The sequence below is a fragment of the Methylobacterium sp. 142-1Y genome (assembly GCF_057747795.1).
On sequence record NZ_CM173224.1, the window covers coordinates 867,784 to 884,564 of the forward strand.

At 70.6% G+C, this 16,781-nt stretch carries 15 protein-coding genes, 2 tRNA genes and 2 pseudogenes; 7 read left to right on the forward strand and 12 right to left on the reverse strand.

What is annotated here, in order from left to right:
• Window positions 1-21 precede the first annotated feature (21 nt).
• From AC3AOF_RS04080 to AC3AOF_RS04100, 5 genes and pseudogenes are all read right to left on the reverse strand, one after another.
• Window positions 22-879 (reverse strand): annotated as a pseudogene (locus AC3AOF_RS04080) (methyl-accepting chemotaxis protein); the annotation flags it as partial.
• Window positions 880-981: 102 nt separating this feature from the next.
• Window positions 982-1,308, reverse strand: a pseudogene (locus tag AC3AOF_RS04085) (PAS domain-containing protein); the annotation flags it as partial.
• 214 nt (window positions 1,309-1,522) lie between these two features.
• Complete coding sequence (locus tag AC3AOF_RS04090; RefSeq protein ID WP_488347750.1) at window positions 1,523-2,569, reverse strand: MaoC family dehydratase; 1,047 nt, start codon at window positions 2,567-2,569, stop codon at window positions 1,523-1,525.
• A gap of 136 nt (window positions 2,570-2,705) precedes the next feature.
• A complete protein-coding gene (locus AC3AOF_RS04095) occupies window positions 2,706-3,056 on the reverse strand; it encodes a DUF167 family protein (RefSeq protein WP_488347751.1) in 351 nt (116 codons plus the stop codon).
• A gap of 21 nt (window positions 3,057-3,077) precedes the next feature.
• On the reverse strand, window positions 3,078-3,365 hold the full coding sequence (locus AC3AOF_RS04100; RefSeq protein ID WP_203156030.1) for a YggT family protein: 288 nt from the start codon (window positions 3,363-3,365) through the stop codon (window positions 3,078-3,080).
• Between the two features lie 111 nt (window positions 3,366-3,476).
• Between AC3AOF_RS04100 and AC3AOF_RS04105 the strand changes: the two genes are divergently transcribed.
• Window positions 3,477-3,552: transfer RNA gene (locus AC3AOF_RS04105), tRNA-Ala, on the forward strand.
• A gap of 111 nt (window positions 3,553-3,663) precedes the next feature.
• Window positions 3,664-3,739, forward strand: a tRNA-Ala gene (locus tag AC3AOF_RS04110).
• Between the two features lie 578 nt (window positions 3,740-4,317).
• Here the strand turns inward: AC3AOF_RS04110 and AC3AOF_RS04115 are convergent.
• The 4 genes from AC3AOF_RS04115 to AC3AOF_RS04130 all read right to left on the reverse strand — a co-directional run bounded on the left by AC3AOF_RS04115 (window position 4,318) and on the right by AC3AOF_RS04130 (window position 10,378).
• On the reverse strand, window positions 4,318-4,698 hold the full coding sequence (locus tag AC3AOF_RS04115; RefSeq protein WP_272913299.1) for a Ros/MucR family transcriptional regulator: 381 nt from the start codon (window positions 4,696-4,698) through the stop codon (window positions 4,318-4,320).
• A gap of 440 nt (window positions 4,699-5,138) precedes the next feature.
• Window positions 5,139-6,107 (reverse strand): cation diffusion facilitator family transporter, encoded by a 969-nt coding sequence (locus AC3AOF_RS04120; protein WP_488347752.1) that lies wholly within the window; start codon window positions 6,105-6,107, stop codon window positions 5,139-5,141.
• A 105-nt stretch (window positions 6,108-6,212) separates the two neighbouring features.
• On the reverse strand, window positions 6,213-8,930 hold the full coding sequence (locus tag AC3AOF_RS04125; RefSeq protein ID WP_488347753.1) for a hybrid sensor histidine kinase/response regulator: 2,718 nt from the start codon (window positions 8,928-8,930) through the stop codon (window positions 6,213-6,215).
• A 401-nt stretch (window positions 8,931-9,331) separates the two neighbouring features.
• Entirely contained in the window at window positions 9,332-10,378 is a 1,047-nt protein-coding gene (locus tag AC3AOF_RS04130) for an HD-GYP domain-containing protein (RefSeq protein WP_488347754.1), read from the reverse strand.
• 284 nt (window positions 10,379-10,662) lie between these two features.
• Here AC3AOF_RS04130 and AC3AOF_RS04135 point away from each other — a divergent pair, with 284 nt between their 5' ends.
• Window positions 10,663-11,010 (forward strand): DUF6481 family protein, encoded by a 348-nt coding sequence (locus tag AC3AOF_RS04135; protein WP_488347755.1) that lies wholly within the window; start codon window positions 10,663-10,665, stop codon window positions 11,008-11,010.
• 632 nt (window positions 11,011-11,642) lie between these two features.
• Here the strand turns inward: AC3AOF_RS04135 and AC3AOF_RS04140 are convergent.
• On the reverse strand, window positions 11,643-12,143 hold the full coding sequence (locus AC3AOF_RS04140; RefSeq protein ID WP_236991966.1) for a Ros/MucR family transcriptional regulator: 501 nt from the start codon (window positions 12,141-12,143) through the stop codon (window positions 11,643-11,645).
• 575 nt (window positions 12,144-12,718) lie between these two features.
• Window positions 12,719-13,297 carry a DUF2147 domain-containing protein gene (locus AC3AOF_RS04145; protein ID WP_236991965.1) on the reverse strand — a complete coding sequence of 193 codons (579 nt, stop codon included), beginning with the start codon at window positions 13,295-13,297 and terminating at the stop codon, window positions 12,719-12,721.
• A gap of 271 nt (window positions 13,298-13,568) precedes the next feature.
• Between AC3AOF_RS04145 and AC3AOF_RS04150 the strand changes: the two genes are divergently transcribed.
• From AC3AOF_RS04150 to AC3AOF_RS04165, 4 genes are all read left to right on the forward strand, one after another.
• Complete coding sequence (locus tag AC3AOF_RS04150; RefSeq protein ID WP_236991964.1) at window positions 13,569-13,709, forward strand: hypothetical protein; 141 nt, start codon at window positions 13,569-13,571, stop codon at window positions 13,707-13,709.
• Window positions 13,710-13,873: 164 nt separating this feature from the next.
• Complete coding sequence (locus AC3AOF_RS04155) at window positions 13,874-15,697, forward strand: cation:proton antiporter domain-containing protein (RefSeq protein ID WP_236991963.1); 1,824 nt, start codon at window positions 13,874-13,876, stop codon at window positions 15,695-15,697.
• 104 nt (window positions 15,698-15,801) lie between these two features.
• Window positions 15,802-16,047 (forward strand): hypothetical protein, encoded by a 246-nt coding sequence (locus AC3AOF_RS04160; protein WP_442919317.1) that lies wholly within the window; start codon window positions 15,802-15,804, stop codon window positions 16,045-16,047.
• A 124-nt stretch (window positions 16,048-16,171) separates the two neighbouring features.
• Window positions 16,172-16,384: a hypothetical protein gene (locus AC3AOF_RS04165; protein WP_488347756.1), complete on the forward strand. Its 213-nt coding sequence runs from the start codon at window positions 16,172-16,174 to the stop codon at window positions 16,382-16,384.
• 122 nt (window positions 16,385-16,506) lie between these two features.
• Here AC3AOF_RS04165 and AC3AOF_RS04170 read toward each other — a convergent pair whose 3' ends face one another.
• Window positions 16,507-16,764, reverse strand: coding sequence for a hypothetical protein (locus tag AC3AOF_RS04170; protein ID WP_165090534.1), 258 nt, complete (start codon window positions 16,762-16,764; stop codon window positions 16,507-16,509).
• Window positions 16,765-16,781: the final 17 nt, after the last annotated feature.

Consider the following 16,781-nt stretch of genomic DNA (forward strand, 5'->3'; position numbering starts at 1 on the left):
GCGGCGGTGGGTGGCCTTTGCTCAGGCCGCCCGCATCGCGTGCAGGAACGCGTCGGTCTGGGCGTTCAGCTCGCGCGAGCGCTCCGAGACCTGCGACGAGGCGGTGATCACCCGCGCCGCAGTCTCGCCGGTCTCGGCGGCGGAGGCCGAGACGCCGGCCGTCCCGGTCATCACGTCGCCGGCGCCGGTCGCCGCCTGGGCGACGTTGCGGACGATCTCCTGGGTCGCGGCGTTCTGCTCCTCGACCGCGGCGGCGATCGCCGTCGTCACGCTGCTGATCTCGCGGATCCGCGTGCCGAAGCCGCCGATCGCCGAGACCGCCTGCGCGGTCGAATCCTGGATCCGGGTGATCTGCGCCGAGATCTCGTCCGTCGCCTTGGCGGTCTGGTTGGCGAGTTCCTTGACCTCGGCGGCGACGACCGCGAAGCCGCGGCCCGCCTCGCCCGCCCGGGCCGCCTCGATCGTCGCGTTGAGCGCGAGCAGGTTGGTCTGCCCGGCGATCGAGGAGATCAGGCTGACGACGTCGCCGATCTTGCTCACCGCGCCGCTCAGTTCCTGCACCAGGCGCGCGGTCGAATCCGCCTCGACCACCGCCGCCTCGGCGAGGCTCGCCGAGCCCTGGACCTGGCGCCCGATCTCGTTGACCGAGCTGCCGAGTTGCTCGGAGGCCGCCGCGACGGTGCCGATATTGGTCGAGGTCTGCTGGGCGGATCCCGCGACTTCCGTCGAGCGGGCGCTGGTCTGGCTCGCCGTCCCGGCCATCGAGGCGGCAGCGGCGTTCATCTCCGTGGCGGCATTCGACAGGGTGGCGAACAGGGCCGCAGAGTCCCGGGTGAAGCCGGTCACCAGCTCCTCCAGCCGCTTCGCCCGTTCCTCGTCGCGGATCTTGATGTTCATCTCCTCGTCGATGTCGACGAGGGAGCCGCAGATCCGCGTCGGGATGCCGTTCTCGTCGTAATTGGCGCCACCGGTGGCGCGGAACCAGCGCGGCTTGCCGTCCGGCATCACGATCCGGTACTTGACGTCGTATGCGCCCTGGTTCTTCGCGTCTTTGATCGAGGCGGCGAACGCGGACATGATGTGATCGAAATCGGCGGGATAGATCCGGCTCGACCACGCCTCCAGCGTGTTCGGAAATTCCTCGATCGTCTTGTAGCCGAGGACGCGCCGCAACTCCGGTGTCCAGGTCACGGTGGTTTTCGGGTGGGTGAGCTCCCCCCGATACGGCACAACCTCCCACAAGCCCACGCCTGCACGCGTTGCGAGCAGCTCCAAGAACTCGTTTTTCGGTGAGAAGCGCTTCAGCATCTGTTGTCGTCCGGTCGTCCCTGGAGAAACCTTACGGCTCGACAATGAAGAAGACGTTACGTTAGGGTTGAGAGATGCTTGCCCGCTTGTCCGAGCGTTCCGCCTGTGTGAGTGGTCGCGGTCGCCAGGCGGCGTCCTGGCGTAAGGGCAAAGCCAATCTTCGTCGCCCGGCAAAGCCTTCGACTTCGCCGGACGACGCCCCCCCGCGATGCGCTCAGCGCGGCATCAGCACCCAGTAATCGAGGTCGAGGATGACCGCCGGGTCGGTGGCGTCCCCGACCTTGTCCGGATGGGTGGCGCAGGACTGGTTCTTGGTGGCGACGGTGCGCAGGCGCAGCGCCCCGACATCGCTGCGCCCGGGAAGCTCGGCCACCGCCGCCACCTCGCTCCAGGCATAGACCGTGTCGCCGGCAAACAGCGGCGCGACGTGGCGCCCGGCATTGATGCCGGCGATCGAGAAGGCGTTGCCGAGCCCGTTGAAGCTCAAGGCGCGGGCGAGCGAGATGACGTGGCCGCCATAGATCAGTCGCTTGCCGAATCGGGTGTCCTTGGCCGCAAAGCCGTCGAAATGGACCTTGGCGGTGTTCTGGAACAGCCGGGTGGCGATCTGGTGCTCGGCCTCCTCGACGGTCATGCCGTCGACGTGGTCGATGCGCTCGCCGACCTGGTAGTCGCCGAAGCGGTACGGGCTGCCGGCGAGGCCGAGATCGTAACCTTGCGCGTTCAGGGGCGGCAGGGCGGCGGCCAGCTCCTCCGGCGCCACCGCCTTGGCGAGGCTCGGCACCGCCTCCTCGGCGATCTTGGCCTCGGGGTCGCGCTTGCGCACCAGCACCCAGCGGCAATAGCTCAGCACCGCCTCGCCGTGCGCGTCATAGCCGGTGGAGCGGACATAGACGACGCCGGTCTGGCGGTTCGAGCTCTCCTTGAGGCCGATGACCTCGGAGACCGAGTTCAGGGTCTCGCCCGGATAGACCGGGCGCAGGAAGCGCCCTTCCGCGTAGCCGAGATTGGCGACCGCGTTGAGCGAGATGTCCGGCACCGTCTTGCCGAACACGACGTGGAAGACCAGCAGGTCGTCGAGGGGAGCCCGGGCGTAGCCGAAGGCCGCCGCGAAGGCGTCGGAGGATTGCACCGCGAAGCGTGGGCCGTAGAGCGCGGTGTAGAGCGCCACGTCGCCGGTGGTGATCGTGCGCGGCGTGGCGTGGCGGATGGTCTCCCCGAGGCGGAAATCCTCGAAGAAACGGCCCGGATTGGTCTTCATCGTCGCCCCTCGTCTCGCGCTACGGCTCTCGTGCGAGAGCCTGCCGGGCGCGGTGACGCGTCCGGCAGGCTCTGGTGGTGTCGGGCCGGACGAACCGGCCGCTTCCGGCGATCTGAGGGGCAGCCCCGCCCGGCGGTCAAGCCCCGTCCTTGGACAGTGCGCCCTTGGGCGGTCCATGGGTCAGGCCGTCGAGCCGGGCCGCCAGGACCGGCCCGTCGCCGGCGATGCGAAACAGCTTGATCCGCGCGGTGGCCCCGGTGGCGAGCGCCACCGCGGAGGCCGGGAGGTCGAGGGCGCGCCGCAGCACGTCCCGGATCGCCGCGTTGGCGGCGCCGTCCTCCGGTGCCGCCCGGACCCGGACCTTCAACACGGAGGCGCCGTCGTCCCGGATCTCGATGCCGTCGAGGGCGTCGCGCCCGCCCCGCGGGGTGGCCCGGACCCGGACCTCGAGTCCCGTCGGGGTGACCCGCCAGGGCGGGCTGCTCATGGCCGTTCTACGCCGAGGCTCTTACGCCATGCCGGCGAAGAGCTCGAACATCAGGTTGCGCAGGAAGAACAGGCCGAGGACCAGGATGATCGGCGAGATGTCGATGCCGCCGAGATTCGGCAGGATGCGCCGGATCGGCCGCAGGGCCGGCTCGGTCACCCGGAACAGGAACTCCCCGATCTGCGACACGATCGGGTTGCGCACGTTGACCACGTTGAAGGCCACCAGCCAGCTCAGCACGGCGCTGGCGATGAGCAGGTACACGTAGAGCGTGATGATGTTGTCGATGAGCCAGAGAATCGAGCGCATGCGTGGTCCGTGCGAGCCCCGGGGCACCCCGCGCGCAATCGCATCGCGGCGGGCCCACCAAGGGAATTGACAGGCTGAGAAGGGCCGGCCTACAAGGCACCCGCCTCGGACGGGGCTGTAGCTCAGATGGGAGAGCGCCGCAATCGCACTGCGGAGGTCAGGGGTTCGAATCCCCTCAGCTCCACCAGGCCTGCCCAGCGTGATTAACGCAGGGTTGGCAGGGTGGCGGGGCAGGTGGTGACGGAGCCACTTGGGTAGTGACATCGCCTCGGCGATATGACATATGCCCGCTTACGGCGGGGCTGTAGCTCAGATGGGAGAGCGCCGCAATCGCACTGCGGAGGTCAGGGGTTCGAATCCCCTCAGCTCCACCAAACTTCCGTTTGGTTGGATCCTGAATTTGATGGGATGAAACCGGGATCGGCTTTGGCCGGGGCCCGGTTTTGCCATGTCTGGTCTCGGGCATGGGGCGGCTCTGCATCCGCGAGCACCGGGGCCGGGTGAACGTGGCACGCCGCGATGCGGGGACCGGGTCCGTTCCGGCAGGGGGCCGGCCACGGTGTCGCGCTGGACGGTTGCAGAGATCCTATCCCGGTGGGAGCAGGGCTTGCCCGGAAAAGAAAAGGCGGAGGAATCTCCTCTCCCCGCGGGCGGGGAGAGGGCTGATCCCCTGTCCAAGGGGATCAGCCAGCGGAGGCGCAGCCGAAGCGAGGGTGAGGGGGTCTCGACGAGAGAGGCTCTTCCGGAAACACCCCCTCACCGCCGCCCTTCGGGCTCCCCGAGCCCCTTCGGAGCTCAGCCCTCTCCCCGCCCGCGGGGAGAGGGCGAACCTGCGCTTTTTCTTTCACCGGACAGCCCGCCTGGGAGGGCAAAGGAGAATGCCCGCCCAAGTCGGGGCGCCCTCCCAGGAGGGCGTGGTCCGTGCCCGGGGCCGGGCGACGGGCCGAACCCCTTACCGCCCGCGGTTCTTGCGCTGCTGGCCGAGGCCCGAACTCTTGGCGAGTTCCGAGCGCTGGGCGGCATAGGTCGCGGCGACCATCGGGTAATCGTGCGGCAGGCCCCACTTCTGGCGGTACTGGTCGGGCGAGAGACCGCGGGTGGTCAGGTGCCGCTTGAGCGACTTGTAGGGCTTACCGTCCTCCAGGCTGATGATGTAGTCCGGCGTGACGGTCTTGCGGATCGGGACGGGCGGCGTGGGCTTCTCGGGCTCGGGCGCCGGCGGTGCGGCGACGCGTTCGAGGGAGGCGTGCACCGCCGCGATCAGGCTGCCGAGCTCCCCGACCGGCACCGAGTTCTTCGACACGTAGGCCGACACGATATCGGCCGTGAGCATGACGATTTCGCCCGGCTCCTGATCGTGAGTATCCACGTCTGACATCATAGGATTTCCGCTTCGAGAGTGTGGTGGACGGAGGCGTCGCAGCGAGCCGGTCCGGCACCGTGCCGCCACTCGGTCTTCTTGAGGGCCGTCCGCTATCCAAGTCCGTCGGCGCGATCGTCGGTCCCTGAGACTTGGTGGCAAGTCTCAGGCCATCCCGCAAGCTGGCAACAGCAACGTAGCGATCAAATGAGGTAGTTCTTGTGGATTTCACCGCGATACAATCAACCGTAATATACCCAAGGTTGCAATTTTCGAATTTTTGTTGCCAATAATTGCATAAAAATCTATCGAGAGCCGGCTTCTGAGCGCGGAGCCACGATCACGATATCTGTCGCAGGGCCGGCCGCCGGCAGCGGTCGGCCCTGGGCGTCGCGCGGCGGGCCGACGATGGATCAGGCCACCCTGTCCGGCTGCCGCGCCGCCGCATCGTGACGGGACTGGATCTCGATGAAGACGCGCCGGACCTTGGGGCTCAAGGCCTTCATCCGCGTCTCCAGGTGGCCGACCAGGCGCTCGATCTCGCCGCCGCTGAGCCGGTCGTCCATGTCGAGGCTGACATTGACCAGGATGTCGGCGGGACCGAGATGCTGCGTCAGCACCTCGTTGACGTGCTGCACCCCCGACTCGGACCGCACGATCTCGTGGAGGCCGGCGACCAGCGCGGGCTCCGCCGCCTCCCCGACGAGCAGGCCGTGGGTCTCGATCATCAGGAAGATCGCCATTCCGATCAGGATCAACCCGATCACGATCGAGGCGATGCCGTCGAAGGCGGGTTTTTCCAGGATCTCGGCCAGGATCACGCCGGAGAGCGCCACGACGAGACCGGTCAGGGCCGCCACGTCCTCGACCAGCACGGTGAACAGAGCCGGGTCCTTGCTGCGGCGGATCGCGGTGATCGGCGGCAGCCGGCCCTTCTCGCCCCAGAACGCCTTGAGGGCGACGAAGCAGGAGAACCCTTCCGCCGCGACCGCGAAGCCGAGGATCGCGAGGTTCACGTAGAAGCCCGGGATGGTCCGCCCGAAGATCACCGCGTCCGCCGCGGGCTCGGGATGCTGGAGCTTGTGGATGCCCTCGTAGACCGCGAAGGCGCCGCCGCCGAGGAAGATCAGCAGGGCCACCAGGAAGGCGTAGAAATAGACTTCGCGGCCGTAACCGAACGGGAAACGGGCATCCGCCGGCTTCTGCGCCCGCTTCAGCCCGACGAGCAGCAGGAGCTGGTTGGCGGTGTCGACCACCGAGTGGACGCCCTCGGCCAGCATGGCGCTCGAGCCGGTGAGGAAGGCGCCGACGAACTTCGCCACGGCGATCGCCAGGTTGGCGCCGGCGGCGGTGTAGATCGCGCCGCTGCTCTCATGAGCCATGTGTTCAAAAGCTCCCGTCGCGCGGCGAGCGTGGCCGCGGCTGACGACGGTAACGCCGCGAGGCGCCGGATGGGTCCGGGGATGCGCGACGTGATGTCCTGAAGATCAGGCCGCATCGCGCAACGCGGGCGCTGGACGATCCAGCCCGAAATGCCCGTAGAGCGCCGCGATGCTGTCGGTCAGCAGACCGTCGAGCGGCCCCAGCGTCGCCCCGTCCGGCACCCGCCCCTCGACCCTGGCCGCGTGCTCGATCTCGCGCAGGTGCGAGGCCAGGGCCGCGGCGCCGACATTGAGGCTCATCGACTTGAGCCCGTGCGCCGCCCGGCCCGCGGCCTCGGCGTCGGTCGCCGCCCGCAAGGCCGCCAGGCCGTCGGGCCCATGGGCGGCGAACAGCCCGAGTACCCGCTCGACGAAGGCGGAGCCGGAGCCCTCGGCCATCTCGGAGAGCCCGGCCAGGGTATCGGGATCGAGGAGCGCCGCCGGTGCCGCATCGCGGGTCTGCGGGATCTCGGCCGGATCCGCGGACGCGTTCATGTCGCCGCTCGTCCCCAGGGCCAGGGCCAGCGTGCGGGCGAGATCGGTTAGGGTGAAGGGCTTGGCGAGCACGCCGTCCATGCCGGCCTCGCGCCAGGCCCCGGCCGCGGTGCCGACGACATGGGCGGTGGCCGCCACGATGTGGATGCGGGCCGCACCCTCCGCCGTCTCCCATTGCCGGATCGCCCGTGCGGCGTCGAAGCCGTCGAGGCCCGGCATCGAGCCGTCCATCAGGATCAGGTCGAACCCGCCATCGCGCGCCGCCTCGAGCGCCTGGAACCCGTCCTCCACGGTGACGACCGAGGTGACGCCGAGGCGGCCCAGCGCCTCGACCGCGACCTCGCGGTTGACCGGGTTGTCGTCGGCGACGAGCACCCGGGCGGCGGGGAAGCGCGGCAGGGTGGCGACCGGCCCGGCCTCGGCGCCGATGCCCGTGAAGGTGCCGCCGGTCGCCAGCGCCGCCAGCGCCGGGCGCCACTCGCCCTGGGCCAGCGGCCAGCGCAGCAGGGCGTCGGCGAGGTGCGACGAGAGCACCGCGGCGCCGCTCGGCTCGCCCATCGGCGCGATGGCGACGACGCGGCCGGCCCCGGCCGGACGGCGCCCGGCCCGGGCGAGGTCGCGGGCCTCGACGAGGTGATGGGCGCCCTCCCCCGCCTCCCCCGGCGCGAAGCCGGCGGCCAGCAGGCCCTCCGTCAGGGCGAGCCCGGTGGCCTCGCCCGACACCGCGACGACCACCGCCGGCACGATCCCGCCGCGGCGCGACACCGGCTCGGCCGCCGTGACGACGTCGAGGGGGATCTCGGCCCAGAAGGTCGAGCCGCGGCCGACCTCGCTCTCGACCCCGATCCGCCCGCCCATGGCGGCGACGAGCCGCTCGGCGATCGACAGGCCGAGGCCGGTGCCGCCGAAGCGCCGGGTGGTCGAACCGTCGGCCTGCGAGAAGGCGGAAAAGATCGTCGGCAGGGTCTCGGCCGGGATGCCGATGCCGGTGTCGGCGACGCTCAGGCGCAAGGCTCCACCCTGGTCCAGCGTCTCGATCCTCACCAGGACGTGGCCGGCCTCGGTGAACTTGAGGGCGTTGTTGACGAAGTTGCCCAGCACCTGGCCGAGGCGGACCGGATCGCCGTGGATCGCCCGCGGCACGTCCGGCCCGACGATCGCCGCGAGGTCGAGCCCCTTGGCCCGGGCCCGCTCGCCGAACAGCGTCACCACGGTGTCGGCGACCTCGGCAGGGTCGAGGGCGATGCGCTCCAGGGTGAGCTTGCCGGCCTCGACCTTGGCGAAGTCCAGGATGTCGTTGATGATCGCCAGGAGGCTCTGCCCCGAGCGGGCGATCACCTCGGCGTAGCGGCGCTGGCGCGCCGGCAGCTCGGCGGCGGCGAGCAGCTCGGCCATCACCAGCATGCCGTTCATCGGCGTGCGGATCTCGTGGCTCATCGTGGCCAGGAACAACGACTTGGCGCTGTTGGCGGCCTCGGCCGCCTCCTTGGCCTCGCTGAGGTCGAGGGTGCGGTCGCTCACCTCCTGCTCCAGCCGGCCCTGATGCGCGATCAGGCGGCGGTCGCGCTCGCGCACCGCGTCGATCAGGCCGTTGAAGCTCGTCGCCAGCCGGCCGACCTCGTCGCCGGAGGAGGCCCCCACCGGCAGGACGGCGTGACGGTCGTAATCGTGGTGTTCGCGCACCGCGTCCATGGTGCGGGCGAGCGCGGTGAGCGGCCGGGTCAGGGCGCGGCCGAGGCGCCAGGCCACGGCGGAGCCGACCGCCATGGCGAGCGCCGCCGTCAGGAGGGCGTTGATCACCACGGCCCGGAGCCGCTCGACGAGGGTGGCGTTGTCGGCGATCAGCGTGACCCGCCCGACGGTGCGGGTATTCTCCACCACCGGCACGCTCACCTTCACGGTGCGGGTGAGGACGAGGGCGAGCGGGCTGATGTCCTCCTTGTCGAGGTCGAGGTCGTCGGCGAGCCGCAGGCCCATGCCCTGCTCGGCGAGGGCCGAGCCGTCCATCCGGGTCAGGCCGGCATAGACGATGTCCCTCACCTGGGCGATCGCCCGCAGGGCCGCGTGGGCGCCCGGCACATCGTCGGCCGCCGCCGCCCCGGCTGCGGCGGCGGCGAAGACGCTGGCGAGGCTCTTCAGCGACCGGCGCGTGTCGGCGGCGTAGCGGTTCGTCTCCTGCCAGGCGCCGATCAGGGTGCCGGCGGCCAGCGCGACGATCACCGCGCCGAGCACCACCCGGCTCAGGCGCGCGGCGAGGCTACGGGACGGCGCCGAGGGCGCAGGCGCCACGGGACCGGCCTCGGCCGGAGCGGGGTTGGCGGAAGCGGGCTCGGCGGAAGCAGGCTGCACAGGGTCGGGTCTGGCGGGACGCGGCCAGGGAAAAGGACCTCGCGGGCGAGACGGGGCACCGACGGGCGTCTTGCGCCGCCGCAGGCCCAGGCGTCCCGCGCTTGTGAGCGGTCCTCTTGGGAGCGGGCCTCTTGGGAGCGGGCCCGGCCCGGCCGTGTCCGAGTCCGCGCTCCGCAGGCCGCCGCCGGCCCGTCCGGACCCGTGCGGCGGAGGGGCCGGCTCCTCCGCGAGGCCGATCACCCGGGCGCGTAAACCCCGGTTCTGGCCCGGCTCGCTCACGGCGATCGGCTCGTCCGTCATCTCGCTGGTCACAATCCCGCCGATGGTCACGGCCTGAGCGCTCAGGCGGCCCGGCTGGCGGCGCGGCCGACCAGATCCGCGACGGCGTCCCAGCGCGACAGGAAGGCCGCGACGACGCCTGGGTCGAAATGCCCGCCCGCCTCGCGCAGCAGGAAGGCGTGGGTGTCCTCCAGGCTCCAGGCGCGCTTGTAGGGCCGGTCGCTGGTGAGAGCGTCGAACACGTCCGCGACCGCGACGATGCGGCCGGGCAGCGGGATCGCCTCGCCGGCCAGACCGTTGGGATAGCCCTTGCCGTCCCAGCGCTCGTGGTGGCTCACGGCGATCTCGGCGGCGAGCCGGACCACGTCGGACGAGCTGTTGGCCAGGATGCGGGCGCCGCGCTCGGCATGCCGCTCCATCTCCCGGCGCTCCTCCGGGGTCAGGGGACCGGGCTTGAGCAGGATCGCGTCGGGAATCGCGATCTTGCCGACATCGTGCATCGTCGAGGCCAGGCTGATCAGCCGGATTTGCTCGGGCGGCAGGCCCATCGCCTCGGCGATCAGCACCGTGTAGTTCGCCACCCGGGCGACGTGGTCGCCGGTATCGGTGTCGCGGTGCTCGGCCGCGCGCATCAGCACGGTGACGATCTCGCGCTCGCGCGCCTCGACCAGGGCCACCGCGGCGGCGACCTCCTGGGCGAGCCGGGCCGATTGCGCGGCCTCCGCCTTGTGGGCGCGGCGGAGCGCCAGAAGGTTGGTGACGCGGGCCCGGATCTCGACCGGGTCGCAGGGCTTGTTGACGAAGTCGGTCGCACCGGCCTCGAGCGCCGAGCGGCGGAGCGCCCGCTGGTCGAAGCTCGTCACCATCACGATCGGCACATGGGCGAAGCCCGGCAGCGCCCGCAAGGCCCGGATGACCGCGAGCCCGTCCATCCCAGGCATCTCGAAATCGGTCAGGACGATGCCGATCTCGTCGGCATGCGCCTCCGCGAAAGCGAGGGCGTCGGCCGGCCGCGTGAAGCTCTGCGGCCGGCACCCCGCGATCGGCCGCAGCGCCTCGAGCATCAGGAGGTTGTTGAGCTCGGCATCGTCGAGGACGATCGCACGCATGAGATATCCTCCGGCGAGGGGCCGCCACACCCCGCGAGGGTGCCGGGGAAACCTTGACAATCCCCTCCCCCAGGCCAGGCGTTTTGCACCGATCGGGCGAGGTTCCGGCCCTCTCTTCCGCCGGCCGCGGCGTCTTTGGCTTTGAAACCGGACGCGGTCGGCGCTAGAGCACGTTCCGACGGCCCCTCGCTCAGCTCAGCGGGAGCCGGACAGCCCATGACGGATCCCGGCGCGGCCCTGACGACCAGGCGCGCCTTCGCACGCAGGACGACGAGACGAACACGATGGCCGGCTTCAAGGACCAGAACTTCAACGATCGGCGGAGCACGTCCGCGGACGCGAAGAAGGCCCTGCTGGAGAAGTTCCGGGCCAAGCCCGCCGCCGACGACCCCGAGGTCCAGGCCCGCCTGGCCGAGCGCCAGAAGATCGCCGAGGCCCGTGCCGCCCGCGCCGCCGAGCGCGAGGCCGCCAAGCAGGCGGAGGCCGAGCGCCTGGCCGCCGAGGCGGCGGAGGCCAAGGCCCGCGCCGAGCGCGAGGCCGCCGAGGCCGCCGAGCGCGAGGCCGCCGAGGAGCTGGAGCGCAAGGCCGCCCGCGACGCCCGCTATGCCGCCCGCAAGGCGCGCCGCAAGTAAGCCTGCGCGCAAACCGATCGAGCCGATGTCGCGGTCCCCGTCCGGGGGACCGCCCCGGTCGTTTCAGCCCTCGCCGGGTCCGGCGCCGCTCGCGGCGTACGACTGCCGGGCGGGGGTTTTCGTCGTCGGGGCGCTCCTTTCAACAAGAGTTCGTGCCCGAGGCCGGCGATCCTATCGGCGGACGCCCTCGCACGCGATGGAGCGGGTTTCCTCGGAAAGGGTTTTCTTCGACAGGAAACCCTGCAAAGCCCGATGCCGGATTGGAACTCGGGACGTCAGATCGCCACGGGCGCGCCGAGGCACCCCTACCCCATAAAAAAAGGCGCTGGCCCCTCGCCCCCGGGGGAGCGGCTTCCAGCGCCTGTCGTCGCGATGGCGGCGAGGCCCGGACGCACGCCGTCCGGATTTTGCCTTGGCTCAGGTGTGTCGAGCCAGAAGCTCCGCCGCATGGGCTTGTGATGCCGTTTTCAGAGGTCGTCTTCCGGACACGGCATCACTCTCCTCGATTATACCAACGGCCCAAGATGCTGACGCATCGTGCCGTTGAACCATCTCGAATTTTCGACACCAAGCCAGAGGCTTGGCGAAAATTCGAGAACGGAACCAAAGGTCGTTTTCAACGACCGTTGGTATTACTCGCCCTTGCGCGGGCGACCCCGACGGGCCGGGGCCTGCTCGCCGCCCGCATGGCTCGTCTCCGCCGCGAGCCGGGCGGCCGCCGCGCGGTCGCGCCGGATCTGGCCGAGGCCGAGGCTCTTGGCGAGTTCCGAGCGCTGGGCGGCATAGGTCGCGGCGACCATCGGGTAATCGTGCGGCAGGCCCCACTTCTGGCGGTACTGGTCGGGCGAGAGACCGCGGGTGGTCAGGTGCCGCTTGAGCGACTTGTAGGGCTTACCGTCCTCCAGGCTGACGATGTAGTCCGGCGTGACGGTCTTGCGGATCGGCACCGGCGGCGTGGGCTTCTCGGGCTCGGGCGCCGGCGGTGCGGCGACGCGTTCGAGGGAGGCGTGCACCGCGGCGATCAGGCTCGCCAGATCCCCGACCGGCACCGAGTTCTTCGACACGTAGGCCGACACGATGTCCGCCGAAAGATTGATCAGATGCGAGCTCGGCGCCTGGTCGTCGTCGTTCATGAAGGCCCCCTTTTTGGAATACTTCTTTGCACATGTCGCCAAATTTCCTAACAGTCAATGAAAAATTTTGTCCCGCGAGTAGAGAGCCACAACCGGCAACCGCTGACAGCCATTCGATTCACAGCCGGTGCTTTTACGGGAAGTTCTGATTTGCCTACAGACGGTTGCAAAAGGAATATATGCGCAATGATTGATCTCACGGTTATATCCCACCAATGGCCTAAGCCTTTGACCGTGGGGTTGCAACGTCCGGAGAGGCCGGCACGCCACAATCTGAAAGAAACAATACGTGAGGTTGCGAGCGACGGCCGAGCCTCCTTCGTGGGTGGCGGGCTTGCCACTGATGCAACCTGAAAACTCCACAACTTAGAAAGGCATCCGGCGGGGCGGCGACTGTGCATGACGATCGTCGTGCAAGAAGAATGGCACCCGCAGGCAAAAAGAAAGGCACCCGCCGCGACCGGCGGATGCCCTGACATGGCGCCCGCACCGCAGGCAGCGGCACAGGTCGCGACGATGATGGAACGGACGACGGGTCCGGTCCGCGCTACGGCTTCGACGCTACGGCTCGGGCGCTACGGCTTGGGCGCGGCGGCCGGCGCCGGCTTGGCCGCAGCCGCGGGGGCAGGCGCCTTCGGGGCCGCGGCCCATTCGGGGTCCGGCCGCGGGCCGTTCGGGGCGCCGGTCGCGGCGGTGAGCTGACCGGGCACGGTGTCGTTCGCGCGGGTCCAGGTCTGGGAGCCGCACAGGAAGCCCATCAGGCAGCCGCGGACGTTGAGCTCGCCCGGCTCCTCGGTCCAGATCGAGACGTCGTAGAGCTTGCCGTCGTCGGCGTTGTAGATCTGCCCTTCGTAACGGTTATCCGCGTTGGGTTTAAGCCCCATGATGAGCTGGTGGCCGAGCGAGGGGCGGCTGCGCTTCTTGGCGTCGGCGTTCTTGAAGTCGACCCGCGGCTGGCCCTTGTCGTCGTTGGGGACCTTCAGCCAGACGGCGTAGCCGCAGATGCGGTCGGCGCGGCCGGGACACTTCTCGATCCGGATGCGGGCCCGGCCGTCCTCGGTCAACCAAGTCCCGCTCGGGTCTTTCGGTGCGGCGAGCGCCGCTCCGGACGACAGGCCGAGGGCCACGAGCGCCCCGGTCAGGACCTTCTTCATACTGCATACCCTCGTCTGGCGGTGCGACCCGCGCACGACACTGATGTCCATCGCTGATGCCGCATCGCGCGGCCGGACGCCAGAGGCCGGCCCATTGCGTCGGAATCGTGGGCGGTCGACGCGGACATGCTGCCTCACGGCGGGATGTCACATGGCCGGCCGCTCCCGCGGCGAGCTAGAGCAGCGACGCCGGGCGGCAATCGTCCATCCGGCCAAACCCGCCGTTTTCGAATGCCGCGACGCGGCGTCCGCTCACCCCCAGGGCCGCCGCATGTTCACGACCGAGCTCCTCGTGATGACCTCCGCCGCCCTCGGCGCGATCGTCATCGTGCTCGCCGCCCGGCCGGGCGCGACCTTGCGCACGAGCCTGCCGCGGCTGCCCGGCGCCGCCCGGCGGCCCGCGGGCCGCTGAGCCCCCCCGCCCCGCGGGCATCGCGAGGATTTCGGGGAGATTTCCGGATGTTGCCGCGGTTTTTCGTGCGGTGCAGCACCGCGGGAACCCGGAAAGGCTGCTAGACTTCGGACTTCAGATTGCCGCCCCGGCGGCATGCCGAATCCGAAGGAGCTGACCCGACCGTGCCGCATGCCTCCGAGCTGATTGCCATCATCGCCCTCGGGCTCGTCTTCGCGTTCGTCGGCGGCATGCTCGCGCAGCGTCTGAAGCTGCCGCCCCTGGTCGGCTATCTGCTCGCCGGCGTCGCGGTCGGGCCGCACACGCCGGGCTTCGTCGGCAACGCGGAACTGGCCGGGCAGCTGGCCGAGATCGGCGTGATCCTGCTGATGTTCGGGGTCGGCCTGCATTTCTCGATCGGCGACCTGATGTCGGTGCGCGCCATCGCGCTGCCCGGCGCCGTGGTGCAGATCGCGGTCGCCACCCTGATGGGGCTGGCTCTCAGCGTCGCCTGGGGCTGGGGCCTCGGCGCCGGTCTCGTCTTCGGCCTCGCCCTCTCGGTCGCCTCGACGGTGGTGCTGCTGCGGGCGCTGGAGGAGCGCAGCCTGCTCGATTCCGACAAGGGCCGCATCGCCGTCGGCTGGCTCATCGTCGAGGATCTGGCGATGGTGCTGGCCCTCGTCCTGCTGCCGGCCCTCGCCGGGCCGCTCGGCGGCGAGAGCGCGGGTGCGGCACACGGCATCGCCGGCGACGGCAACATCTGGCTCACCCTCGGGCTGACCTTCGCCAAGGTGGCGGCCTTCGCCGGGCTGATGCTGGCCGGCGGCCGCCGGGTGGTGCCCTGGCTCCTCGACCAGGCCGCCCGCACCGGCTCGCGCGAATTGTTCACCCTGGCGGTCCTGGCGCTCGCGCTCGGCATCGCCTACGGCTCGGCGGAGCTGTTCGGCGTCTCCTTCGCGCTCGGCGCCTTCTTCGCCGGCATGGTGCTCGCCGAATCCGACCTCAGCCACCAGGCCGCGGCGGATTCGCTGCCGCTCCAGGACGCCTTCGCGGTCCTGTTCTTCGTCTCCGTCGGCATGCTGTTCGACCCGACGATCCTGCTGCGCGAGCCGCTCGCCGTGCTCGCCACCCTGGCGATCATCCTGGTCGGCAAGTCGCTCGCGGCGGTCGCCATCGTGCTGGCCTTCCGCCATCCGCTCTCGACGGCGCTGACCATCGCGGCGAGCCTCGCCCAGATCGGCGAGTTCTCGTTCATCCTGGCGAGCCTCGGCATCGGCCTGAAGCTGCTGCCGCCGGAAGGCCGCGACCTGATCCTGGCCGGCTCGCTCCTGTCCATCACCCTCAACCCGCTGATCTTCGCCGCCTTGAGCCGGCTCGCCCACTTCGTCGAGGGCAAGCCGGCGCTCGCCGCCCGGTTCGAGCATCGCGGCGGCGCCATCGCGGTCTCCGCCCATGCCAGGGGCCGGGAGGGGCACGCGGTGGTGATCGGCTACGGCCGGGTCGGCGGCGCCATCGGCAAGGCGCTCGCCGCCTGGGAGCTGCCCTTCGTGGTGGTGGAGCGCGACCGGCGCCGGGTCGAAGAACTGCGCAATGCCGGCATCGCGACGGTGTTCGGCGATGCCGGCGCGACCGGCATCCTCGACGCGGCGGATATCGGGCGGGCGCGCCTGCTGGTCGTCGCGAGCCCGGACGCGCACCAGGCCCGCCGCCTGATCGAGATCGCCCGCGAGGCCAATCCGGGCATCGACACGGTGGTGCGCACCCACAGCGACACCGAGCGGCGCAACCTCGAGGAGGAGAAGGTCGGCCTGGTGCTGATGGCCGAGCGCGAGGTCGGCTTCGGCATGGCGCTCTACGCCCTGCGCAGCCTGGGGCTCAGCGAGGGCGAGGCCCGCCTGTTCATCGATACCAGCCGGGCCGAGAGCCGGGCCGAGCCTGCGGCGGAGGCCGAGCCCGAACTCGGCGCCCCGGAACTGCGGCCGCACCGCGAGGCGCCGGCGGAATCGTGACGCCGCCCTCCCCCCGCTTCATGACCGAACCGCAATCGTCCGGCCAGCATCGCGAAAACTCGGCCGTGCCAGTGTCTCCTCGCTTGGTCCAGAGGAGTTGCACGATGTCGCAGCCGCAGATGGAGCGTCCGGCCGGGCTGATGGTGTGGCACGGCACCCGGGCCGCGCCGGGCCCCCGGGAGATGCGCCGCTACCCCACCCTGCGCGCCGCCCTCGCGGCGGCGGCGCGCGCCGACGATCCCGAGACCTTGCCCTGGATCGTCACCGAGGACGGCGCCGTGCTCAGCCCGCACTGGATCGACGATCACGCGCCCCGGAGCGTCGCGCGCCCGATCCGGCTGCCCTCCTGAAATCTCGCCTGGAATCCTGCCTGAAACCTCGCCCGAAATCGGGCCGCGCGGACGGCTTGCGGCGTTCGGGCGCTCACGCTCGTCTCGCCCTCGTGCTATCGTCGTCGGACGAGCACGAATCGCCATGACGAGCCTGCGCAAGACCGCCCCCGCCCGCCCGGCCACGATCGCAGCAGCCACCCACGGCTACGCCGCCGCGTCCCTCCGGCTGCGCCGCGCCGCCAACGACAACCGGCCGAGTTCGGGCCGCCGACGCACCCTGACGCTGATCGCCGGTCTCTGGCTCGCCGGGCTTGTGGCGGCTGGAGTCGCGCTGTGGCGGACCGGCGGGTTCTGAGACAGGGGCTCCGCAGAGACGCGTCCCGTCCAAGGGACGGCGAAAACACGAGGGCGCGCCCGCCGGGCGGCCTGAGCCGCCGGACGAACGCGCCGGAAAAAGGCTGAACCGGCTGGTTCGGCTCAGCGGGCGTGGTGGTGACGGTGCATGCGGCGGTGCTTCATCATGCGCTTCTTGCGCATGGTCGGCTGCATGGTCGCGCGCGGAGCGGCACCCATGGCCGGGCCGCCGCCCGGAGCACCCATCTCGCGCTGCTGGCCGGCGAGCGGGCCACCGGCCTGCGAGCCCGAATTGTTGTAGGGCGAACCGCCCTGAGCGAAGGCCGGAACGGCGGCAGCGGTGAGGACGGCCGCGACCAGGCAGGAAGTCAGGATCTTCATCGGGCACCTCAAGAAGG